General features: G+C 70.3%; 19 protein-coding genes and 1 tRNA gene. 10 read left to right on the top strand and 10 right to left on the bottom strand.

From position 1 onward, the window contains the following. Positions 1 to 51: 51 nt before the first annotated feature. A complete protein-coding gene (locus Q0Q23_RS03590; RefSeq protein WP_295119406.1) occupies positions 52 to 1353 on the bottom strand; it encodes a DUF4032 domain-containing protein in 1302 nt (433 codons plus the stop codon). A gap of 91 nt (positions 1354 to 1444) precedes the next feature. Further along, positions 1445 to 2539, bottom strand: coding sequence for an ABC transporter ATP-binding protein (gene ugpC / locus Q0Q23_RS03595; RefSeq protein ID WP_295119409.1), 1095 nt, complete (start codon positions 2537 to 2539; stop codon positions 1445 to 1447). A 337-nt stretch (positions 2540 to 2876) separates the two neighbouring features. Between ugpC and Q0Q23_RS03600 the strand changes: the two genes are divergently transcribed. Together Q0Q23_RS03600 and Q0Q23_RS03605 are read left to right on the top strand one after the other, a co-directional pair. After that, entirely contained in the window at positions 2877 to 3776 is a 900-nt protein-coding gene (locus Q0Q23_RS03600) for a thioredoxin domain-containing protein (protein WP_295119412.1), read from the top strand. Between the two features lie 77 nt (positions 3777 to 3853). Then, positions 3854 to 3926 (top strand) — tRNA-Thr (locus Q0Q23_RS03605). A 19-nt stretch (positions 3927 to 3945) separates the two neighbouring features. Here Q0Q23_RS03605 and Q0Q23_RS03610 read toward each other — a convergent pair. The 3 genes from Q0Q23_RS03610 to Q0Q23_RS03620 form a co-directional block, all read right to left on the bottom strand. Then, positions 3946 to 5955 carry a cellulose binding domain-containing protein gene (locus Q0Q23_RS03610; RefSeq protein ID WP_295119416.1) on the bottom strand — a complete coding sequence of 670 codons (2010 nt, stop codon included), beginning with the start codon at positions 5953 to 5955 and terminating at the stop codon, positions 3946 to 3948. A 103-nt stretch (positions 5956 to 6058) separates the two neighbouring features. Then, positions 6059 to 6448: a hypothetical protein gene (locus Q0Q23_RS03615; RefSeq protein WP_295119419.1), complete on the bottom strand. Its 390-nt coding sequence runs from the start codon at positions 6446 to 6448 to the stop codon at positions 6059 to 6061. Between the two features lie 41 nt (positions 6449 to 6489). Continuing rightward, positions 6490 to 8142, bottom strand: a complete 1653-nt coding sequence (locus tag Q0Q23_RS03620) for a thiamine pyrophosphate-binding protein (protein ID WP_295119422.1) — start codon at positions 8140 to 8142, stop codon at positions 6490 to 6492. 209 nt (positions 8143 to 8351) lie between these two features. Between Q0Q23_RS03620 and Q0Q23_RS03625 the strand changes: the two genes are divergently transcribed. Continuing rightward, positions 8352 to 8708, top strand: coding sequence for a YciI family protein (locus tag Q0Q23_RS03625; protein WP_295119424.1), 357 nt, complete (start codon positions 8352 to 8354; stop codon positions 8706 to 8708). A 35-nt stretch (positions 8709 to 8743) separates the two neighbouring features. Continuing rightward, a complete protein-coding gene (locus tag Q0Q23_RS03630; RefSeq protein ID WP_295119426.1) occupies positions 8744 to 9121 on the top strand; it encodes a VOC family protein in 378 nt (125 codons plus the stop codon). 50 nt (positions 9122 to 9171) lie between these two features. Here the strand turns inward: Q0Q23_RS03630 and Q0Q23_RS03635 are convergent, their stop codons facing one another. Beyond that, entirely contained in the window at positions 9172 to 10260 is a 1089-nt protein-coding gene (locus Q0Q23_RS03635; RefSeq protein ID WP_295119429.1) for a LacI family DNA-binding transcriptional regulator, read from the bottom strand. A gap of 149 nt (positions 10261 to 10409) precedes the next feature. On the opposite strand from Q0Q23_RS03635, the gene Q0Q23_RS03640 reads away from it, so the two are divergent. From Q0Q23_RS03640 to Q0Q23_RS03655, 4 genes are all read left to right on the top strand, one after another. Further along, positions 10410 to 11336 carry a carbohydrate ABC transporter permease gene (locus tag Q0Q23_RS03640; protein WP_295119432.1) on the top strand — a complete coding sequence of 309 codons (927 nt, stop codon included), beginning with the start codon at positions 10410 to 10412 and terminating at the stop codon, positions 11334 to 11336. Further along, on the top strand, positions 11336 to 12283 hold the full coding sequence (locus tag Q0Q23_RS03645) for a carbohydrate ABC transporter permease (RefSeq protein WP_295119435.1): 948 nt from the start codon (positions 11336 to 11338) through the stop codon (positions 12281 to 12283). The genes Q0Q23_RS03640 and Q0Q23_RS03645 overlap by 1 nt, the downstream gene beginning before the upstream one ends. A gap of 56 nt (positions 12284 to 12339) precedes the next feature. After that, positions 12340 to 13689, top strand: a complete 1350-nt coding sequence (locus Q0Q23_RS03650; protein WP_295119438.1) for a sugar ABC transporter substrate-binding protein — start codon at positions 12340 to 12342, stop codon at positions 13687 to 13689. Positions 13690 to 13798: 109 nt separating this feature from the next. Further along, entirely contained in the window at positions 13799 to 15571 is a 1773-nt protein-coding gene (locus Q0Q23_RS03655; RefSeq protein ID WP_295119441.1) for a beta-galactosidase family protein, read from the top strand. A gap of 83 nt (positions 15572 to 15654) precedes the next feature. On the opposite strand, the gene Q0Q23_RS03660 is transcribed toward Q0Q23_RS03655, so the two are convergent. From Q0Q23_RS03660 to Q0Q23_RS03670, 3 genes are all read right to left on the bottom strand, one after another. Continuing rightward, positions 15655 to 17172, bottom strand: a complete 1518-nt coding sequence (locus tag Q0Q23_RS03660; RefSeq protein WP_295119445.1) for a carboxylesterase/lipase family protein — start codon at positions 17170 to 17172, stop codon at positions 15655 to 15657. 74 nt (positions 17173 to 17246) lie between these two features. Then, positions 17247 to 17576, bottom strand: coding sequence for a YciI family protein (locus Q0Q23_RS03665; protein WP_295119452.1), 330 nt, complete (start codon positions 17574 to 17576; stop codon positions 17247 to 17249). Positions 17577 to 17608: 32 nt separating this feature from the next. Then, positions 17609 to 18073: a hypothetical protein gene (locus Q0Q23_RS03670; RefSeq protein WP_295119455.1), complete on the bottom strand. Its 465-nt coding sequence runs from the start codon at positions 18071 to 18073 to the stop codon at positions 17609 to 17611. A gap of 149 nt (positions 18074 to 18222) precedes the next feature. Here Q0Q23_RS03670 and Q0Q23_RS03675 point away from each other — a divergent pair, with 149 nt between their 5' ends. Further along, positions 18223 to 19143: a siderophore-interacting protein gene (locus tag Q0Q23_RS03675; protein ID WP_295119458.1), complete on the top strand. Its 921-nt coding sequence runs from the start codon at positions 18223 to 18225 to the stop codon at positions 19141 to 19143. A gap of 3 nt (positions 19144 to 19146) precedes the next feature. Here Q0Q23_RS03675 and lepB read toward each other — a convergent pair whose 3' ends face one another. Then, on the bottom strand, positions 19147 to 19878 hold the full coding sequence (gene lepB / locus Q0Q23_RS03680; RefSeq protein WP_295119461.1) for a signal peptidase I: 732 nt from the start codon (positions 19876 to 19878) through the stop codon (positions 19147 to 19149). Between the two features lie 239 nt (positions 19879 to 20117). Here lepB and Q0Q23_RS03685 point away from each other — a divergent pair, with 239 nt between their 5' ends. Further along, a complete protein-coding gene (locus Q0Q23_RS03685; RefSeq protein ID WP_295119463.1) occupies positions 20118 to 21593 on the top strand; it encodes a M23 family metallopeptidase in 1476 nt (491 codons plus the stop codon). The last annotated feature ends 18 nt before the right edge of the window (positions 21594 to 21611 follow it).

The raw sequence follows: 21611 nt of genomic DNA on the forward strand, positions 1-21611 counted from the left end.
TCGTTCTGGTTACTCAGAGCGTAGCGGAGCCCGCTGGCCCGGCGGAGCGCGTCAGACCTTCGAACGCCAATCGTCCTCGTCCTCGTCGTCATCGAGACCGGCGGCACGCCGGATCACCGGGATGCTCATCGTCTCGGTCGGCGGCCCGACCACGGTGGCCTCGTCGCGGCGGTGCCGGAGGATGTCGTTGATGTACGAGGTGAGCGCCTCGGCCAGGGGCACGTCGCGGCCTTCGCGCTGCGACATGAACCACCGGTGCTCGAGCAGCTGGTGGAAGACCTCCGCAGGCTCGAGCTTGCCCTTCAGATCCGCCGGGATGGCCCGGACGACCGGCTCGAAGACGCGCAGCAGCCACTCGTGGGCCATGGCCTCCTCGTCGAGTCCCCGCTTGCCGAGCGTCGCCGAATACGAGTCGAGGTCGTTCAGCAGGCGTCGCGCCTGGTTCTCGCCGGTGTCGAGGCCGGTCAGCCGCAGCAGGCGCCGCTGGTGGTGGCCCGCGTCGACGACTTTCGGCTGGATGCGGACGGTCGTGCCCTCGTCGGAGGTCTTGATCGCGAGCTCCTCGATGTCGAAACCGAGCTCGTTGAGACGCTCGACCCGCTGGCTGATGCGCCAGCGCTCCGACGACGAGAACGACTCGCTCCCGGTGAGCTCCTTCCAGAGCGACCGATAGGCGGCGACGATGCCGTTGGACACCTTGATCGGGTCGAGCGCTTCGTCGACGCGGCCGCCGGCCTCCAGATCCATCAGCTCCCCGGCGATGTTGACCCGCGCGATCTCGAGGTCGTTCTCGCGCTGCCCGTTGGAGAGTCCGTCATACAACTGGCCGGTCTCGGCATCCACGAGGTAGGCGGCGAAGGCGCCGGCATCGCGGCGGAACAGCGTGTTCGACAGCGAGACGTCTCCCCAGAAGAACCCGACGATGTGGAGGCGCACCAGCAGGACGGCGAGGGCGTCGACCAGCCGGGTCGCGGTGTCGGGCCGGAGCGTCTGCGAGAAGAGGGCGCGGTAGGGGAGCGAGAACTTCAGGTGCCGGGTGACGAGCGCGGCGTTGAGGGCGTCGCCGTTGTCGTCGGTGCGGTTCTTGATGACCGCGACCGGGTCGACGCACGGTACGTCGAGTCGCTGGAGGGTGCGGAGCATCTCGTACTCGCGCTGCGCCATCTCGGCGGTCGTCTCCTTGATCGCGATCACGTAGCCCGAGAGGTTCGCGAAGCGCACGAGGTGGCGGCTGATGCCCTTCGGCAGCAGGGCGATGTGCTCGTTCGACCACTGCTCCAACGGGAGGTTCCAGGGGAGATCGAGCAGCGCGGGATCGACGGTCGCCGCGGTGATGTTGACAGAGCCGGCCATGACAGAGCCTCCAGGGACGAAAAGGTGCGGAAACCACTCTGCCGCAGCCCGAGACCGGACTGCGGCAGAGTGTGGATGTTCTCCTGGCGCCTTAGTCGACGACCGCGCCGCCGAGACGCTCGCCCGACTCCGCGTGGAACAGGTGGACGTGGCCCGGCTTCGGCGTGATGTAGACGGTGTCGCCCGCGTTCGGGTGAACACGTCCGTCGACACGACCGACGATGTCGGTGCGCTTGCCGTCGACCTCCGAGTGGCCGTAGAGGTAGCCGTCGGCGCCGAGCTCCTCGACCAGGTCGACGGCGACCTTCAGGCCGCCGCTCTCCGAGGTGGAGACGACGACGTCCTCCGGGCGGACACCGATGGTGACGGTGTTGCCGGCGCTGGCGAGCACGTCGCGCTCGACCGGGACGACCGAGGTGCCGAACCTGATCCCGCCGTCGGTGACCTCGGCCGTGAACAGGTTCATGGCCGGGCTGCCGATGAAGCCGGCGACGAAGACGTTCTTGGGCTGGGCGTACAGGTCGCGCGGGGTGCCGACCTGCTGGAGCACGCCGTCCTTCAGCACCGCGATGCGGTCGCCCATGGTGAGCGCCTCGGTCTGGTCGTGGGTGACGTAGACCGTGGTGACGCCGAGGCGGCGGGTGAGCGAGGCGATCTGGGTGCGGGTCTGCACGCGGAGCTTCGCGTCGAGGTTCGACAGCGGCTCGTCCATGAGGAACACCTGGGGCGAACGCACGATGGCGCGGCCCATGGCGACACGCTGACGCTGACCACCGGAGAGCGCCTTCGGCTTGCGGCCGAGGTAGGGCTCCAGGTCGAGCAGCTTGGCGGCCTCGAGCACGCGGGAGGCGCGCTCTTCCTTGCCGACGCCGGCGATCTTGAGCGCGAAGCCCATGTTCTCGGCGACGGTCATGTGCGGGTAGAGCGCGTAGTTCTGGAACACCATAGCGATGTCGCGGTCCTTCGGCGGAACGTCGGTGACGTTGCGCTCGCCGATGAAGATGTTGCCGTCGTTGACCTCTTCGAGGCCCGCGAGCATGCGGAGCGAGGTGGACTTGCCGCAGCCGGAGGGGCCGACCAGGACGAGGAACTCGCCGTCTGCGATGTCGAGGTCGAGAGCGTCGACCGCGGGGCGGTTGGAACCCGGGTAGAGCCGGGTCGCCTTGTCATAGGTGACAGTCGCCATTTTTCTTTTGTCTCCTTCACCGGCAGGTACGTGCCGGACGATCCGTTGTGAATGGAATAGACGTGGCGTCGACGTCCAGGGGCGTCGATGCCACGACCCCCATAGTAAGGCATCGGACGGGGTGGGATTACCACCTGGTTCCTCACCCTCGGCGTCCCGCACTCGGGGGACACGTGGAGGCGGTGTTCGGATCTCGAACGGCGTATCTCTGGTCTATTCCCAGACTGCCGGAATACGATCGTCCGGTTGCGTCTAGCTCACGCACGTCCCGCTGCGCGTCCCCCCGCGCGCAGCGCCGCCTACCCCGAGAGCCGATCCCCCTGAAGATATGAGTTCCATGACCGATCCCGACGAGGGCCGCAGCGGCGACGTCCGTGCGGCAGCACGGGAGAAAGCCCGACAGCTCCGCACGAGCCAGCAACGCAAGGACCGCAGGAACAAGACGCTGCTGACCGGCGGCATCGTGATCGGCGTCCTCGCCATCGCGGCCATCGTCGCCGTCGTCATCACGGGTGCCATCCGCCCGACGGTGCCCGGACCCAAGAACATGGCCAGCGACGGCGTCGTCGTCGGCTCCGGTATGAAGGTCAGAGCCACGCCGGCCCTGGCCGCCGACGCCAAGCCGATCGCGAGCGCCCCCGACCCGAGCGGCAGCACGGTCGACATCCGCATCTACTCGGATTATCTGTGCAAGCTGTGCGGCCAGTTCCAGCGCACCAATCTCAAGCAGCTGGCACCCCTGGTGAAGAACGGCGCCGTGACGGTGGAGCTGCACCCCGTCGCCATCTACACCAGTCACTCGGCCGGCACCCGCTACTCGCTGCGCGCGGCCAACGCCGCGGCCTGCGTCGCCAACTACTCGCCTCAGGCGTTCTGGGCCTTCAACGAGTCGTTGTTCACGAACCAGCCCGCCGAGGGCGGCCCCGGTCTCACCGATCAGCAGCTCAAGAAGCGCGCGGCGGCGGCCGGTGCCTCCGCATCCGACGTCAACTCGTGCATCGACGACGGTCGGTTCAAGACGTGGGTCGGCACCGCGAGCGACCGCGCTCTCACCGGCCCGATCCCGAACTCCGACGTCAAGAAGATGACGAACGCCCTGCTCGTGCTCGTCAACGGCAAGCCCTACACCGGCTCGCTGACGAACGCCGACGACTTCAAAGCATTCGTGCTCCAGGCGCAGGGCGACGAATACTCGTCGACGGCCACGCCGACACCGTCACCGAGCAGCGGGAGCTGAGCCGGCGACCGGTCCCTCCCGCTCCGGGAGGCTCGCCGCACATCCCCTAGGATGGTTCGCGACGGGCTCCCGTCGTCGCCGACTTAGCTCAGCTGGTAGAGCACTCGCCTTGTAAGCGAGCGGTCGCGGGTTCGAACCCCGCAGTCGGCTCCGTTCTTTCCCCGACGGTTCAGCCGACCGCCGCGACGAACGCGCGCGAGTACGCCCAGCGCGGCTGGTTCGTGCCCGAGCACATGTAGGCGGCGACACCCTGGGCGCAGGGCTGGTCGCGGGTCAACTCCCACCAGGAGAGGCCGGCCAGGCCGTTGGCGGCGGCGTACCGCCCGACCGTCGTGGCGTCGGTCATCGTGAACAGCTCCCCGGTGTCGTTCAGCCCGAACATCGGCGTGACGGCGATGAGTGACAGGCGCTGCGCGTCGGTCCACGACGAGTACGCCTGGATGGACTTCAGCTGCGTTGCGGCCGCTGTCGCCGCCGCGACGGCCGCGGCGCCCATGTCGGTGACGCCCGTTCCATAGTCCATCGTCATCAGGTTCACGGCCGAGAGCTGTACGCCCGCCGCGGTGAACTCCGAGACCGTACGGAGGCCGCTCGCTACGAGCCCGTACGGCATCACCGGCAGGGTCAGGGTGACCTGGAGCGGGTGCCCGGCCGCAGCGCGCTGCTTCTGCAGCGCAGCGACGGCCGTCGCCCGACGCAGGTCGGACGTGGCGTCGGAGACGTCCGCCCCCTCGATGTCGAAGTCCACGCGGTCGAGCCCGAACCGTGTCACGACCGAGCTGTAGGCGGCGAGCAGCCTGGCGGGATCGGTGCACACCCGGGAGAGCTCGTCGTTGATCGCGCCGCCGAAGGAGGCGATGACGCGGCCTCCCCGGGCCTGGAACGCCTGGATGTTCGACTGGAAGTCCTGGCTGCCGCCGATCGCGTAAGCGGTGTAGCCCGCCCAGGTGGGGGAGCAGGCGCTGCTGCGGTCGGCGACGATGAACGCCGCCGTGACCGCGCTGACGCCGGCGGAGGCGGCGAACGTCGTCAGGTCGGCGGTCGGCCACAGGCCCATGTCGACGTAGGGTGCGACCACCAGCGGGGAGGTCGAGGGGGCCGGCGTCGTGCTGGGTGTGGGGGTCGGCGTGGGTGTGGGGGTCGGCGTGGGTGTGGGGGTCGGCGTGGGAGTGGGGGTTGGGCTCGGCGTCGGCGTCGGCGTCGGCGTCGTCCCGCCGTTGATCGTGCAGGGCAGGTCGGCACCGAGGACGCGGCATGCGGTCGGCACCAGCGGTGCACCTGCGGCCTTGGCGGAGGTGAGCCCGAAGGTCGCGGTCGCGCCGGGCGCGAGAACGCTGGCGTAGGAAGGGGCGGTGACGCTGAAGCCGTCGCTCGTCGTTGCGGCCGTGCCGTCCCAGAGGCTGACGACACCATCGGCAGTGGTGAACGCCAGTTGCCAGGGGCTGAGCGTGCGGGAGGACGAGTTGGCGACGGCGACGGACGACTGGAAGCCGGCGGTCCACTCGGAGGTGACGGTCCAGGTGACGGCGAGGCCGGAAGCCGGGGTGGGAGTGGGTGTGCTGGTCGGGGTCGGGGTCGGGGTCGGAGTCGGGGTCGGGGTCGGAGTCGGCGTGGGCGTCGTGGCCCCGCCGTTCACCGAGCACGGCAGGCTCGACCCGGCCGGCAGTCCGACGATGGTGCACGAGGTGGGAACGATCGCGGCGGTCCCCGCGCGTGTTGCGGTGAGCCCGAACTGGGCGGACCCTCCCGGGGCGAGAGTCGTCGCCCACGAGGGCGCGCCGACCGTGAGCGTGCCGGCCGGCGAGCTGACGGACACGGCAGACCAGATGCTGACGAGCGTGTGCGGAAAGGTGAACCGCACCTGCCAGGGTTTCAAGGTGGTGCCGGTGCCCGCTCCGTTCGTGATCGTGACCGCGGACTGGAACCCGGTGGTCCAGGCGTTCGCGGTCGTCCAGGTGACGTCGACGCGCGGCGTCGCCGCGGCGAGGGCTCCGGTGGCGACCACCGCGCCCGACCCGACGAGAACGGCGGTCGTGAGCGCCGCGGCGACAGCCAGGCGTCGCCGGGGAGCGCCTCCCCCTCGTCGTCGAAGCCGCCCCAGCAGACGGCGGACGGTCTCGGCGGCTCCTCGGCGCGTGGCCTCCCGGTGCCGGGCGGAACGGGGTGCGGACTCGGGCATGGCAACTCCTCACGACTTGCGACGGAAGAACCAAAGGAGGTACGTCAGCCGTCACTATCGACCGCGGGAGCGGATCGGTCAGGCGTCCGTCGGGACGCGTCCGTCACGAAGCGACGGGCAGTGCCTGCACGATGAGGAGCGACGCCAGCGCGAACCCGCCGATGGTGACGGCCACACCGAGGACCGGAACCCACCAGGTGCGGCGGAGCCTCCCGGGTCGTCGGACGAGGGCGACGGTCACCAGGGCGATCGAGACGAGCGTCGCCGTCGGGGTGATCCAGATCGTCGCAGCGGCGAGAGTGGGATCGCAGACGGACGGGTCGGGGCCGCACGCGTCGACCCGCATCAGCTCGAGCACGGCGACGAATGACAGGACGACGCCGGCGGCGACCAGGACGACCGTGAACGCGATCGTCACGGCGAGGTCCTCAGGCCCGGCAGGCCGGTGAACGGGCGGCGGCGGAACGGGGAAGAGGTCGTCGTCGGGGTCCATCAGCATGTTGATAGGAGCGTAGCGCTACGTCTCCTCGACCCTCACGAGTTCACGCGGATGATCTCCTTCTGGTAGGGCGCGATCACGGCGCCGGAGATCCGCAGGTCGAGCATCAGGAACGGTCGTTCGCCCGCCGGGCGCGCCGCCCACTCGGCCAGGACCTCCAAATCGGCCAGCGTGCGCACCACGACACCCTGCGCGCCGACGGCGCGTCCGAGGGCCGCGAAGTCGACCTCCGGGATGCGCATCGGACCCTGGGCCAGGCCCTTGAGACCGTACAGGTTCACCTCTGCTCCGTAGGCCGCGTCGTTCCAGACCACGGCCAGGCCACGGCCGCCGGCGACGCGCACGGCGGACTCCAGGTCGGCCAGGGCCATCAGGCCGCCGCCGTCGCCGGTCGTGAGCACCACCGTCGATTCCGGGTGCGCCAGCGCGGCGCCCGCGACGCTCGGGAAGCCGAGGCCGATCGACTGGTATGCCGTGCCCACCATGATCATGCGGTCGGGGGAGGCGACCGGCCAGTACATGTTCGCCCAGCCGATGAAGTGGCCGCCGTCGGAGACGACCACACGGTCGGCGGGCAGCAGTTCGCCGATGCGCGCGGCGGCCGAACGCGGGTCCAGTCGCCCGTCGGCGGCGAGACCGCTCCCGGCCGGCCGAGCGGTCAGGGCACCGACGTCGACCGACTCGCGCCAGCCCGACGGCTCGGCTCCGAGAGCGCGCAGCTCGTCCAGCAGCGCCTCCGCGACCAGGCGGGCGTCGCCGCGCACGAATGCTCCGACCTGCGGATGGGTCGCGGCCGGGGAGACGTCCACCTGGATGATCCGGGTGCCCGGCGCGAACAGGTCGCCGAACCGCATCGTGAACTGGTTGAGGGAGGCGCCGAAGAGCACGGCGACGTCGGCCCTCCGTACGGCCTCCATCGCCCCTTCCGCACCGAAGCCGCCGGTGACGCCGAGGTCGAAGCGGGTGTCGGGGAACACGCCGCGTCCCAGGGCGGTGCCGGCCGTCAGGGCGCCCGTCGCGTCGGCGAGACCACCGAGCGCGGCGCCCGCACCCGAGATCCACGCGCCGCGACCGGCGAGCAGGAACGGGCGCTCGGCGGCGGCCAGCGCCCGAGCGGCGTCCGCGATCGCCCGGGCGGCGAAGGGACCGGCCGGCGCGAGCGGGGCCGGTGCGACAGGTGCGGGCGCGGCCGGCACAGGCCCGGCCTCGCGCGTGGCGACGTCGTAGGGGATGGCGAGGACGGTGGGCACCCGGTAGGTGAGCGCGTGCTCTACGGCGATGACCGTCGTGGCCGCGGCGTCGGTGCGGCCGACCGTGTAGGTGCGGGCGCCGACGGCGCTGGCGAGCGCGATCTGGTCGACTCCCCAGGGGCGCGGGCCCGAGGTCGGCTCGTCTCCCACGACCAGCACGAGCGGGATGTGCGCCTGCCGCGCCTCCGCCAGCGCGGTGAGGGTGTTCGTGAAGCCCGCCCCGTAGGTCGCGGTGGCGGCGGCCAGCCTCCCCGATGCGCGGTGGTAGGCGTCGGCTGCCACGACGGCGCCCGCCTCGTGCCGCATCGCCGAGTACGCGACGGCGCCGTCGCGCTCGAGCGCGTCGAGGAAGTGGGCGTTGCCGTTGCCCATGACACCGAAGACCTGGTCGACGTGCTGGGCGAGGGCGGCGGCGACGTGAGCGGACACAGAGGGCATGCTGGTGCCTTTCGAGACGGGAACGGAGGTGCGATGATCCGTATGTGTCTCGCGCGCTGCTGCCGGAGGAGCGCGGCTTCGTGCCCTTTTTTCGAGCACCGGGCCGGATGAACGGCCGGACGTCAGCAGTATAGCCGGGCGACGGGCGTCGAAAACGGCCCCGCCCATTCGACGTGAGGGTGTTCAGGACATTCGACGAAGGGGAAGACATGACCGAGTACCTGATCCTCATCCACGGTGACGAGAGCCGGTGGGATGCGCTGAGCGCGGACGAGCGCTCGGCGGTGGACGAGGCCCATCGGGCGTTCAACGAGAAGGCCGCCGGACGGGTGCGTGCGGCGGGGGAGCTGCAGGCGACCTCCACCGGCGCGGCGGTGCGCACGGGAGCGGACGGCGAGCCGCGGACGACCGACGGCCCGTTCTCCGAGGCGAAGGAGGTCGTCGGCGGCTTCTACGTGGTCGAGGGCGACGACCGGGACGAGGTGGTGGCGCTCGCGGCCTCCCTCGCCGAAGCGCGGCAGGGTCACGGCGGCATCGAGGTGCGCCCGCTGGTCGACCGCGGCTGACGGACCCTCGGCGCAGAGAGGAGGAGGATGCGCGCATGACGGATACAGGGATCATCGGGGTGAACACGATCGGCATCCCGGTAGCGGACCAGGATGTCGCGCTGGCGTTCTACCGGGACACGCTCGGGTTCGACGTGCTGGTGGACGCGCCGCTGCCCACGGGCGGCCGCTGGATCATGCTGGCGCCGCCGGGATCGGCCGTATCGGTCTCGCTCGTCACTGCGAGCGGGGACGTGCCGGCGGGGGTCGAGACCGGCATCCGGTTCGAGAGTCGGGACGCGGGCGCCACACACCAGGAACTCATCCGGCGCGGGGTCGCGGTGGGGGAGCTGCTGCGCTGGCTCGGCGTACCGGCGATGTTCCAGGCAACCGACCCCGACGGCAACCGCTTCGAGGTCGTCGAGCGCGCCTGAGCGCCCCGAGCGGCGCCCGAGGGGCGAGCAAACGCCCTGAAGCGGGCGTTTTAGGGGCGTTTGGACGCCCCTCGGGAGCCCCTCGGGAGCCCCTCGGGTGCCGGTCCGCTGCTCGCCCGAACGATGAGGCGCGTCGGGAGAACCGACGACCGCACGGGCTCCGGGCGGCCTTCGATCTCGGCGATCAGCAGCTCCACGGCGCGGCGGCCGGTGGTCTCGAACTCCTGATGGATGGTGGTGAGCGGAGGCCAGAAGGAGTCCGACTCGGCCATGTCGTCGAACCCGACGACGCTGACGTCGTCCGGCACGCGCCGCCCGGCCTCGTGCAGCGCCCGCAGCACGCCGAGCGCCATCTGGTCGTTCGCGGCGAACACCGCGGTGATCTCCGGCCGCGCCGCGATCTCGCGGCCGAAGCCGTATCCCGCGCTCGTCGACCAGTCGCCGCGGAAGACCTCGGGAACGGTCGCGCCCGCGGCCTCCAGCGTGTCGCGCCACGCCTGCTCGCGGCGCGCCGCCGAATACGACTCGGCCGGACCGGCGATGTGCCACACCGTCTCGTGCCCGAGCGAGAGGAGGTGCTCGGTCGCCTGGCGGGCGCCCTCCGCCTGGTCGGTGTCGACCTGCGGGTAGTCGGAGCGTTCGGTGGAGTCGATCACGACGACCGAGAGGCCGGGAGGCAGCTCGACGTCGGCGCGGTCGACGATGTGCGCCTCGATGACGATGATGATCCCGTCGACCGCCTGTTCGAGCAGCCGTGTGAAGGCGACGCTCACGTCTTGCTGCGTGGGCCGCTCCACCGGCACGACGGTGATCGAATAGCCCGCGGTCGCCGCCGACACCGCGATCGCATCGAGTGTGCGCATGTTCCCGTACGACGACAGCGTGAACATCACCACGCCGAGATTGCGGAACAGCCCGGAACGCAGCGCACGGGCAGCGCGGTTGGGCCGGTAGCCCAGAGCCTGCATGGAGGCCAGCACCCGGTCGCGCGTCGCCGCCTCCACGTTGGTGAGGCCGTTCGCGACCCGTGAGACGGTCTGCGTGGAGACGCCTGCGTGCGCGGCGACGTCGCCGAGCGAGGGGCCGCGGGTGCGGCCGCCGCGGCGTGCGGGCGCCGGATCGGCGATCGACTCGGTCATGGTTCCTCATTCTGGTGATGGCGGCTGTTCCGTCGAGGGTCGACACGGACTTGCGTCATGTTGACGTCAACATGCTATGGTAGCGAACCAGATGTTGACGTAAACATCTCTGCTCCACCGAAATACGCTCCGACCATCCGAGGAAGGCCATGACAACGACGTCCCTCACGCCGACGGCCCCGCCGGCGTCCCCGCCGCGGCGGCTGCGGCGCCAGCGTCGCGACTGGCGCGGCTGGGCCTTCGTGGCCCCGTTCATGGTGGTGTTCGCCCTCATGATCGTCGCACCCGTCGTCTACGCGCTCTACCTGAGCCTGTTCCGCCAGCAGCTCATCGGCGGCAACGCATTCGTCGGGCTCGACAATTACGTGGCGGTCCTCCAAGACGGCAAGTTCTGGGAGTCGTTCGGCCGAGTCGCGCTGTTCCTCGTGGTGCAGGTGCCGATCATGCTCGCCCTCTCGCTGGTCGCCGCACTCGCGCTCGACTCCGCACGGCTGCACGGCGCGGGCTTCTTCCGGATCGCGCTGTTCCTCCCGTACGCCGTGCCCGGCGTGGTCGCTGCCCTCATCTGGGGCTTCATCTACGGGGACCAGTTCGGCCTCACCGCGGGTGTCAACCACCTGCTCGGCACGCAGCTGGCTCCGCTCGCCGGCCAGTGGATCCTCGGCTCGATCGGCAACATCGTCACCTGGGAGTTCATGGGCTACAACATGCTCATCTTCTATGCGGCGCTGCGCGTCATCCCCGGCGAACTCTACGAAGCCGCCGAGATCGACGGCGCCGGTGCATTCCGCACCGTGTTCAGCATCAAGCTGCCCGCGGTGCGCGGCGCGATCGTCATCGCGACGATCTTCTCGATCATCGGCAGCTTCCAGCTCTTCAATGAGCCGAACCTCCTGAAGCAGCTGGCGCCCAACGCGATCAGCAGCTACTTCACGCCCAACATGTACGCCTACAACCTGTCGTTCGCCGGTCAGCAGTTCAACTACGCGGCCACGGTCGCGATCGTGATGGGAGTCGTCACCGCGGTGATCGCCTACGTCGTCCAGCTCCGGGGCTCGCGGAAGGAGCTCAGCTGATGGCTGCTCTGACTCAGACCGGGAACCCTCGCCGCAAGGCGCCCTCCCGCGCCGCTGCCCGCTCCAACCGCGCAGCGGCGCAAGCGGGAGCGACCTCCGGCCGCCGCATCCGCAAGTCGACCGTGCTGACCATCGTGATGGTCCTCTTCACGATCTATTCGTTCGTGCCGCTCGTCTGGCTGATCGTGAACGCGACCAAGAGCCAGCCGGACCTGTACTCGTCGTTCGGACTCTGGTTCGGCAAGGACTTCAACCTCTTCCAGAACGTCGTCGAGCTGTTCACCTACCGCGGCGGCATCTTCCTGCAGTGGCTGGGCAACACCCTCCTCTATGTCGTCGTCGGTGCGGGAGGCGCGACCCTGCTCGCAACCGTGGCGGGGTACGGGATGGCGAAATACAACTTCCGCGGAAAGAAGGCGCTCTTCGCGGTGATCATCGGCGCGATAGCCGTGCCGGGCAACGCCCTCGCCGTGCCGACTTTCTTGATGTTCAGCCAGGTCGGACTGACCAATACGCCGTGGGCCGTCATCATCCCGTCGTTGGTGAGCCCCTTCGGCTTCTACCTCATCTGGACGTATGCCAGCGAGGCCGTGCCCACCGAGCTGCTCGAGGCCGCCCGGATGGACGGCGCGGGGGAGTTCCGCACCTTCTTCACGATCTCGCTCCGCCTGCTCGCGCCCGGCGTGGTCACCGTGGCGCTCTTCGCGATCGTCGCGACCTGGAACAACTACTTCCTGCCGCTCATCATGCTGAGCGATCCGACCTGGTACCCCCTGACGGTCGGCCTCAGCCAGTGGAGCGCGCAGGCGACGGGGGTCGGCGCCCAGCCGATCTTCAACCTCGTGATCACCGGTTCGCTCATCACGATCATCCCGATCGTGGCGGCGTTCCTGGTGCTCCAGCGCTACTGGCAGTCGGGTCTGGCCGCCGGCAGCGTCAAGCAGTGAACCGACCCAGCACCAGCACCTCCCTCCCATTCCACAAGGAAGTGAAAGGAACACCCATGAAGCGCATCCTGCGATCGCGGACTCTGCGCCGCGTGGCGACAGCCGTCGTGGCCAGTGCCGTCATCGGCGCCTCGCTCGCGGCCTGCTCGTCGGGCTCCGGCTCGACCGGCGGCGGCAGCTCGTCCGACGTCGAGTCCGCCCTCAAGCAGGGCGGCACGATCACCTACTGGTCGTGGACGCCGTCGGCCGAGGCACAGGTGGCCGCGTTCGAGAAGGCGTACCCCAAGGTCCACGTCAAGCTCGTCAACGCCGGCACCAACACCACCGAGTACACCAAACTGCAGAACGCGATCAAGGCGGGCTCGGGCGCGCCGGACGTCGCCCAGGTCGAGTACTACGCCATCCCGCAGTTCGCCCTGTCGGACTCCCTCGTCGACCTGAAGCAGTACGGCTTCGATTCCCTCAAGAGCGATTACACGCCGGGTCCGTGGGGTTCCGTCAACGTCGGCGGCAAGCTCGTCGGCCTCCCGCAGGACTCCGGCCCCATGGCGATGTTCTACAACAAGACGGTCTTCGACAAGTACGGCATCGCCGTGCCGAAGACCTGGGACGAGTACGTCGCCGCCGCGCAGAAGCTGCACGCCGCCGACCCGAACGCCTACATCACGAGCGACTCGGGTGACTCCGGGTTCACCACCTCGATGATCTGGCAGGCCGGTGGCCGTCCCTTCCAGACCGACGGCACGAAGGTGTCGATCAACCTCCAGGACGCGGGCACCAAGAAGTGGACCGCCACCTGGGACAAGCTGGTCGAAGGAAAGCTGCTCTCGACCGTCCCCGGCTGGAGCGACGACTGGTACAAGGCGCTCGGCAACGGCTCCATCGCCACGCTGGTGACCGGCGCGTGGATGCCCGGCGTGCTCGAGTCCTCGGTGAAGGACGGCTCGGGTCAGTGGCGAGTCGCCCCGGTCCCCACCTATGACGGCACGCCGGTCAACGCCGAGAACGGCGGAGGCGCGCAGGTCGTGCTCAAGCAGTCGAAGAACCAGGCGCTCGCCGCGGGCTTCCTCAAGTGGTTGAACAACGACCCGGCGTCGATCAAGGTCTTCCTGAAGTCCGGCGGCTTCCCGTCGACCACCAAGGACCTGAACTCGTCCGACTTCCTCGCCCAGGCTCCGGAATACTTCGGCGGCCAGAAGATCAACGAGGTGCTCGTCGACGGTGCGAAGAACGTCGCCACCGGCTGGCAGTACCTGCCCTTCCAGGTGTACGCGAACAGCATCTACGGCGACACCGTCGGCCAGTCGTACACCTCGAACTCCAGCCTCAACCCGGGCCTGCAGGCCTGGCAGAAGGCGCTGGTGAACTACGGCAACCAGCAGGGCTTCACGGTCAGCGGCAAGTAACCCGTCCACACCCTCACCCGCCCGTCGGCGGGGTCGCGACACGCCGTTCACCGGCACGGATGACGGCGCGTCGCGGCCCCGCTGCGGGACGCGAGGGAAGAAAGAGCGCATGAGCACCTTCGAGATCGCCGGGGACGACTTCCTCCTCGACGGGCAGCCCCACCGGATCCTGTCCGGGGCCATCCACTACTTCCGCGTGCACCCGGACGACTGGGCCGACCGCATCCGCAAGGCACGGTTGATGGGGCTCAACACCGTCGAGACCTACCTGCCCTGGAACGCCCACGAGCCGCGGCCCGGTGAGTGGATCGCCGACGGCGCCCTCGACCTGGAGCGCTTCCTGCGCGCCGTGCAGGCCGAGGGGATGCACGCGATCGTGCGTCCCGGCCCGTACATCTGTGCGGAGTGGGACAACGGCGGCCTCCCGGCCTGGCTGTTCACCGACCCTTCGGTCGGCATCCGCCGGTCCGAGCCGCTGTTCCTGGAGGCGGTCACGGCGTTCATGGAGCGGGTGCTCGCGATCGTCCGCCCGCTCCAGGTCACCGAGGGCGGCCCCGTCCTGCTGGTGCAGGTCGAGAACGAGTACGGCGCCTACGGCGACGACAAGGACTACCTGCAGCATCTCGTCGAGGTCTTCCGCAACGCGGGCATCACCGTGCCGCTGACCACGGTCGACCAGCCGGAGCCCTCGATGCTCGAGAACGGTTCGCTGCCGGGTCTGCTCAAGACGGCCTCCTTCGGCTCGCGGTCGCGCGAACGCCTCGCGACCCTGCGGGAGCACCAGCAGGCCGGACCGCTGATGTGCTCGGAGTTCTGGGACGGCTGGTTCGACCACTGGGGCGCGCATCATCACACCACCTCCGTGGAGCAGTCGGCGGCCGACCTGGATGAGCTGCTGTCGCTCGGGGCTTCGGTCAACATCTACATGTTCCACGGCGGAACCAACTTCGGCTTCACCAACGGAGCCAACGACAAAGGCGTGTACCAGCCGATCGTCACGAGCTACGACTACGACGCCCCGCTGGACGAGGCGGGGGAGCCGACGGAGAAGTTCTGGGCGTTCCGCGACGTGATCGCGAAGTATGCGCCGGTGCCGGCCGAGGAACCGGTCGCGGCGGCGGCGGCTCCGGCGTTCACCGTTCCGTTCGCGGATGCGATCCCGCTGTTCTCGCTCGCGCCGAAGCTGGGCGAGTGGCAGCACACCGACGATCTGCCGACCTTCGACGAACTCGGCCACTATGCGGGACTCGGGCTCTACCGCACCGAGATCGATACGGCGGAGCCGGCCGTGCTCGAGTTCGGCGAGGTGCGCGACCGCGCCTACGTCTTCGTCGGGTCGACGCGGGTGGGCGTGCTGGCCCGCGACCACCACGACAGTGCGATCACGCTCTCCCCGAGCCGCGGCACGCTCACCGTGCTCGTGGAGGACCAGGGCCGCGTCGATTACGGTCCCCGCATCGGAGAGCCCAAGGGGCTGGTCGGCCCGGTGCTCCTCAACGGCGACGGCCTGCGCCGCTGGAGCGTCCTCCCGCTGCGGCTGCCCGACCTGGAGGCGGTGCGCGTCGAACTCGACGCCGCCGGCCCCGCGGTTCAGCGCGAACCGGAGCGGCTCGCCGGCCCGGTGTTCGCGCGCGCCGGCTTCGACCTCGAGGAGCCGGGGACGCTGTTCCTCGACACCACCGGTTGGGGCAAGGGCGTCGCGTGGATCAACGGCTTCAACCTCGGACGGTACTGGACCCGCGGGCCCCAGCAGACGCTGCACGTGCCCGCGCCGGTCACCCGCGCCGGGCGCAACGAACTGGTCATTCTCGAGCTGGAGTCGGCCGGCGATGCCGTCGCCGCGTTCGTGTCGGAGCCGCGACTCGGGCACACCGAGTTCTGACCGGTGCCGAGGGGCGCCTCAACGCCCCTAAGACGCCCGCTTCGGGGCGTTAAGGCGCCCTTCGGGAGCCCCTCGGTCACCCCTCAGCGGAAGGCGAGGACCGTGTCGCCCCACCCGGTGCGCAGCGCGGCGTCGAGGTCGTCGACGACACGGTCCTTCGCGGCGACGACGAGCGTCGAGCGCGCCGGCGCGTCGTAGGCGGGCCAATCGTCGCCGGGCGGCCTCCCGTTCGCGAACTCGGTCCAGCGCCGCTGCACGCGTTCGGAGATGCGCTGCGCCGTGCGACGGCCGCCGAGCCGGAAGGCGGGCCCGGAACCGGCGTCGAGCGTCCCCCACACGTAGGCCAGTTCGGCGCCGTGCGCCGCGCCGATCCCGGCCAGCCTCATCAGGGGCGTCGAGTGGTCGAAGCGGTACAGGTAGGTCTCTGCGGCGGCCGCGTGGCCGGCTGCCAGCCAGACGGTCGGCATCCGGAAGCCGATGTCGCGAGCGATCCCCAGGCCGAGCGACTTGCGCTTCACGTTCGCGTACGCGGCGAGGACCTGCTCGCGATCGGGTGCGGGAAGCTCCGGCTGCTCCTCGAGCATCGTGGCGAACATCTGCTCGATCGCGTCGGCGCCGATCGGCATGAGCGGTGAGTTCATGAACCGGAACAGTGTCGCTTCGTCGCGGTTGGTGCCGATGATGAGCGGCACGCGGAGGCCGCGGCCTTCGCTGAGCACGGTGATCGGGTGCTCCGGCAGCAGTTCGCCGTCGACGACCGGGGCGAACGCGAGCGTGCCGGGACGCTCCCGCGGCACCGCGTCGTACACCTGCGCCGCCGCCGCGACGATGGCCTCCACCGGGAGGGCGCGCAGCTCGTCGAGGGTGGACGCGCCGACCTGCTCGGCGAAGCGCCCGGCCACCGTCGCGGCCCGCGTTCCCCCGTACATCGAGCTCGCGGGCGAGCTCTCGGCGATCGCGCGATGGAACAGCCCATCGGCGCTCGGCGTCGCCAGCAGCGCCGTGACGAGACCTGCGCCCGCGGACTCGCCGAAGAGCGTCACCCGATCGGGGTCGCCACCGAATGCGCGGATGTTGTCCTGCACCCACTGCAGGGCGAGCAGAACGTCGCGCAGCGCCGGGTTGGGCTCGGCGTCCTCCCCGCCGTCGAGCGAGCGCAGGTCGAGGAACCCGAGCGCGCCGAGCCGGTAGTTGACGGTGACCAGCACGACGTCACCGGTCGAGACGAGCGCCGCGCCGTCGTACACGGCCTGGCTCGCCGCACCGAACGTGTACGCGCCGCCGTGCAGCCAGACCATGACCGGGCGGCCCTCCGCCGCCGCCGACGGTCGCCACACGTTGAGGAAGAGGCAGTCCTCGTCGGTGCGCACGCCGTCCCCGAGCGGGATGATCTTGTTGTCGGGCTGCGGCGCGGCGGCGCCGAACGTCGTCGCGTGGATCACACCGCCCGAGTCGCGCGCGGCCACCGGCGCCGCCCAGCGCAGGACTCCGGTCGGAGGTTCGCCGTAGCGGATCCCCTTCCAGACGGTCACCCGACCGTGGTCCTCGCCGACGATCTCTCCGGTGCGGGTGGAGGCGACGGGGCCGCTGATGGGTGTCATGACGCCATCTTCGGGCACCCGCCGCCTCGGGGTCCAGTGATCACGCTTCGCGCAGCGTCAGTCGTCGCGCGGCATCACTCCCAGACCATGAACGGACGCAGCTCGAGCTGGCCGTTGCGCGCCATCGGATGCTGCGAGGCGATCTCGATCGCCTCGTCGAGGTCGTCGACGTCGAGGATGTCGAAGCCGCAGATGACCTCGGTGGTCTCGGTGTACGGCCCGTCGGTCACGTAGCGCTTGCCGTCGCGCACGCGAACGACGCGGGACTCCGTCTGCGGCTGCAGCACTTCGCCGATGACGCGCTTGCCCGACGCGTCGAGTTCGTTCACCCAGAGGTCGACGTCGGACTCGTCGCTCTCGGTGTCGGGGTGGGAGTCGGTGATCACGAACATCATGTACTTCATCGGTGTGTCGGTCCTTTCGAATCGGTCGCGGTTCACTGGGGCGTCGAACGGAGCCGGCGACTCTCGACATTTCGTGCGGATCGGATGAGCCCGACGAGCACGATCTCGACCGCAGCGGCCACGAGGAGGGCCCCGAAGGGCTCGCTCAGCCCGCCGAGAGCGGTTGCGGGCGTCGTGAACCAGAGCACGGTGTAGCCCGCGTACGCCACCGCTAACGCGCTCGCCGTACTGCCGACGTGCCGCCCCCGGAGCGGTGTGCCGGGGCGCGCGCGAGCGAACCAGACGTAGAGCGCGGCGGCTGCGAGGAAGCCGACGCCCGCCGCGGCGGGGCCGTACAGGAACAGCTGCGGACTGAGCACCTCGCGCCTGGTGTCCTTGCCCAACTCGTAGTCGATGATGTGCAGGAAGCCGACGCCGGCGCCGGCGAGCACTCCGGTGATCAGGATGATGAGGCGCGCGTCTGCGCCCAGCAGGGGATGGATCCGCACCGTCGTCACGCGGGCGACGATACTGCGCAGGTCCTGGCCCGTCCAGCGGCGCCCCGCGCGTCTGTGGCGTCGGCGTGTTCACGCTGTGCACCCAGGGACGATGAGGGCGGTTAGTGTAGCCTTACCTTACTCACCCCTCCTGGCCGGAAAGGTTCGACGTGCCCGTCCTCGCACCGCCCCTCACGGACCGTCCGGCGTACCGGCCGTACCGTGCGGCGGTCTCGGACCTGCGTCGGCTGAGCCCGGGCTTCCTCCGCGTCAGCCTCACCTGCCCCGAGTTCGAGACCTTCGGCACCGAGCGTCTCGACCAGCGCATCAAGCTGGTCTTCCCGCTGGCCGACGGGAGCTTCAGCCCGCTGGACGCGGGGGACTGGTACGACCAGTGGCGTGCGCTGCCCGACCATCGGCGCAACCCGTTCCGGACGTACACGGTCCGCGACGTCTCCCCGGAGGAGTGTCGGGTCGACATCGACTTCGTCGTGCACGGCGACGGCGGACCGGCCGCGGCCTGGCTGAGCACCGCCGCCGTGGGGGATGAGCTGGTGGTCATCGGCCCCGACGCCCTCAGCCCGCACTCCGGCGTCGGCATCGACTGGCGGCCGGGCACGGCGACGGACCTGCTGCTCGTCGGCGACGAGACGGCTGCTCCCGCCATCGCGTCCATCCTCGAGGCCCTGCCGCCGAACCGCCGCGCGCACGCGTTCATCGAGGTGCCCTGCGACGCCGACGCCCTCCCGCTGGCGGTCGGGGCGCACGTGGAGGTCACCTGGCTCGCGCGTGCCGGCGGCGAGCACGGCAGCCGGTTGATCCCGGCCGTGACCGCGTGGCTGGCCGAGCGCCCGCAACTGGTCGCACGGGCCGCCGCCGACCGGCCCCAGCCGCTCGACGAGGTCGATGTGGACAGCGAGATCCTCTGGGAGCGCCCCGAGAGCGCCGGCGGCGGCTTCTACGCCTGGATCGCGGGCGAGTCCGGCGTCGTGAAGACGCTGCGTCGTCTGCTGGTGCGCGGGCACGGCATCGACCGCGGACGGGTCGCCTTCATGGGGTACTGGCGGCTGGGTCGTGCCGAGCGGGGCTGAGCCCTACTGATCCTTGCGCTCGGTGCCCTGGAAGGTCTCCGGATAATTGTCGAGCCACGACCAGTGGCTCACCGGCCAGCTGATGACGAAAGCGCGCCCGACGACATCGCTCAGGGGGACGAAACCCTTCGTCGGATCGTCCATGTGGTACCGGGAGTCCGCCGAGTTGTAGCGGTTGTCGCCCATGACCCAGATCTTGCCGGCCGGCACCGTGACGTCGAACGGCTTGCCCGAGACCGCCTGCTGGCCCGGGGGCAGCAGCACGTACGGCTCCTTGAGCGGGACTCCGTTGACGCTCATCTGGCCCAGCGCGTTGCAGCAGGTCACGTGGTCGCCCGGCAGACCGATCAGCCGCTTGACGAGGTGCTGGTCGCTGTCCGAGGCTCCCAGGCCGACGAAGTCGAGCACGGCGCCGATGCCCTTCTGGATCGGGTTGCCGGTGCTGGGCGCGGCGGGCGGAAGCCAGCCGCCCGGATCCTTGAACACCACGACATCCCCGCGCTGCAGTGGGAAGACCTTGGGCTGCAGCTCATTGACGATGATCCGGTCGTTGATCTGGAGCGTGTTCTCCATCGACCCGGACGGGATGTAGAACGACCGGGCGACGAAGGTCTTGATGAGGAACGAGACCAGAACGGCGACGACGAAGATGATCACGACATCCCGCAGGAGCGCTTTCCATCCGGTCGTGCGAGCGGAGCGGCGCGGTCGGACGGTCTGGCTGCTGTCGGTCACAAACGTTCACGCTAGCGTGCCGATGCTGTGAGACGCATCCGATCCCCTGCATGAGGGATTGTCCGCGCGTCTCGAGGATGACAGGATTCGAAGACGGGCCGTTCCGGTGCCCGCCGGGGGCCCGCGTGATCATGCGGGACGCGTTCAAGCGCTTCAGGATGCAGACACGACGCGAACACCCGCGCCGCGGCGATCGAGGTCGTGTCGGCCGCCCTGAGCCGCTTCTTCGCAGTGGGCCATTGCTCGCGCCGGGTTCGTCGGGCGATCGTCGCCACAGCGCTCCGGCAGGCGGGATCTCGCCTCTGCGCCGCGGACTCGCGTACGCAGCCGCTGCGGCCCTGGCCGTGGGGCTGGCGCTCGCGCCCCTGCCCGCGACCGCCGCGGACTGCCCCGGAGGCGACTGCAGCACGGCCACTCCGACGCCCACCTCCGGGCCGACCGAATCACCCGCGCCGACACCCTCGCCGACGCCCTCGCCGACCTCGACGCCCACGCCGACCCCCACGCCGGCTCCGACCTCCACGCCCACGCCGACGCCCTGCCCCACCGCGACCCCGACTCCGCCGTCGGCTCAGCCGGAGCCGGGCCCGACGCCGACCCCCGCTCCGACCTCGTGCCCGACGCCGACGCCCACGCCGACACCAACGACGACGCCGACTCCCACGCCGTCCCCGACCCCCACGCCGACCGACGACGTCCCGATCCTGGTGCCCGACCTCCTCGACACCAGCGTGCAGGTCGACACCGCGGACGCCGAACAGGCCGCGCAGCTCGCCAGCCGGCTGGCCGAGGCACAGCAGGCCCTGGTGCAGGCGACCGACTCCAGCGTCGCGGCCCAGCGCGAGCAGCAGCAGGCCAAGGCGTCCGCCGACGCCCTCGCTGCGCAGGCGAAGGCCGCGAAGAAGCGCGCGGAGGCGTCGGCCGCCTTCGCGACCGCCCTGATCCGCGCCGCCGGCTGGAAGGGCGTCACGGACGACCCGCTGGCCGCCGTCCTCGGGACGCACGGAGACCTCCTGACCAAGCTCGGCGCGGTGCAGCGGCTGCGCACCCTCAGCACCGACCGGTCGGCCGCGCTGCGCGACGCTGCGGCCGACGCGGCCACCGCGAAATCGCTGGGCACCCAGGCGAAGCGCGCGGCCGACGCGCTCGCCGGCATCGACGTCGACGCGAGCCTGCAGGCCGTCTCCGATGCGCAACAGCAGGTCGACACGGCCTCGGCGGCGCTGGCTCAACTGCCGACGGTGCTGACGGCGGGCACCGGCTGGCAGGCGCTCATCGTCGACCCGGCCGCCATTCCGACCGGCTGGACAGTGCCGGTGCACGGGCCGATGACAGACCCCTTCGGTCCGCGTCCATCGCGCCCCGCCGGAACCGCGCCCTTCCACCCCGGCGACGACATCGGAGCGGCGTGCGGCACGACGATCGTCGCCGCCTCCGCCGGCGTGGTGGCGCAGGCCGGTCCCAACGGGTCGTACGGCAACTTCGTCCTCATCGATCACGGCGGAGGCGTCGAGACCGCCTACGGACACATCCGCGACGGCGGGATCGGGGTGGCCGTCGGCGAGCACGTGGTGGCGGGCCAGCCGATCGCGCAGGTCGGTTCGACCGGTGCCTCCACCGGTTGCCATCTGCACCTGGAAGTGCGGGTGAACGGCGTGCAAACAGATCCGTACCCGTTCCTCGCGGCGCGGGGGGTCATCGTCGGAACGCGCTGACGGGCGTACGGTTCAGGC

Origin of the sequence: uncultured Leifsonia sp., from assembly GCF_945957465.1 — a bacterium.
In the GTDB taxonomy this organism is placed as follows: domain Bacteria; phylum Actinomycetota; class Actinomycetes; order Actinomycetales; family Microbacteriaceae; genus Leifsonia.

What these genes read in the sequence shown, in the direction of transcription:
- Q0Q23_RS03590 (WP_295119406.1), bottom strand. Translation starts at nt 1,353, where the DNA reads ATGGCCGGCTCTGTCAACATCACCGCGGCGACCGTCGATCCCGCGCTG.
- ugpC (WP_295119409.1), bottom strand. Translation starts at nt 2,539, where the DNA reads ATGGCGACTGTCACCTATGACAAGGCGACCCGGCTCTACCCGGGTTCC.
- Q0Q23_RS03600 (WP_295119412.1), top strand. Translation starts at nt 2,877, where the DNA reads ATGACCGATCCCGACGAGGGCCGCAGCGGCGACGTCCGTGCGGCAGCA.
- Q0Q23_RS03610 (WP_295119416.1), bottom strand. Translation starts at nt 5,955, where the DNA reads ATGCCCGAGTCCGCACCCCGTTCCGCCCGGCACCGGGAGGCCACGCGC.
- Q0Q23_RS03615 (WP_295119419.1), bottom strand. Translation starts at nt 6,448, where the DNA reads ATGGACCCCGACGACGACCTCTTCCCCGTTCCGCCGCCGCCCGTTCAC.
- Q0Q23_RS03620 (WP_295119422.1), bottom strand. Translation starts at nt 8,142, where the DNA reads ATGCCCTCTGTGTCCGCTCACGTCGCCGCCGCCCTCGCCCAGCACGTC.
- Q0Q23_RS03625 (WP_295119424.1), top strand. Translation starts at nt 8,352, where the DNA reads ATGACCGAGTACCTGATCCTCATCCACGGTGACGAGAGCCGGTGGGAT.
- Q0Q23_RS03630 (WP_295119426.1), top strand. Translation starts at nt 8,744, where the DNA reads ATGACGGATACAGGGATCATCGGGGTGAACACGATCGGCATCCCGGTA.
- Q0Q23_RS03635 (WP_295119429.1), bottom strand. Translation starts at nt 10,260, where the DNA reads ATGACCGAGTCGATCGCCGATCCGGCGCCCGCACGCCGCGGCGGCCGC.
- Q0Q23_RS03640 (WP_295119432.1), top strand. Translation starts at nt 10,410, where the DNA reads ATGACAACGACGTCCCTCACGCCGACGGCCCCGCCGGCGTCCCCGCCG.
- Q0Q23_RS03645 (WP_295119435.1), top strand. Translation starts at nt 11,336, where the DNA reads ATGGCTGCTCTGACTCAGACCGGGAACCCTCGCCGCAAGGCGCCCTCC.
- Q0Q23_RS03650 (WP_295119438.1), top strand. Translation starts at nt 12,340, where the DNA reads ATGAAGCGCATCCTGCGATCGCGGACTCTGCGCCGCGTGGCGACAGCC.
- Q0Q23_RS03655 (WP_295119441.1), top strand. Translation starts at nt 13,799, where the DNA reads ATGAGCACCTTCGAGATCGCCGGGGACGACTTCCTCCTCGACGGGCAG.
- Q0Q23_RS03660 (WP_295119445.1), bottom strand. Translation starts at nt 17,172, where the DNA reads ATGACACCCATCAGCGGCCCCGTCGCCTCCACCCGCACCGGAGAGATC.
- Q0Q23_RS03665 (WP_295119452.1), bottom strand. Translation starts at nt 17,576, where the DNA reads ATGAAGTACATGATGTTCGTGATCACCGACTCCCACCCCGACACCGAG.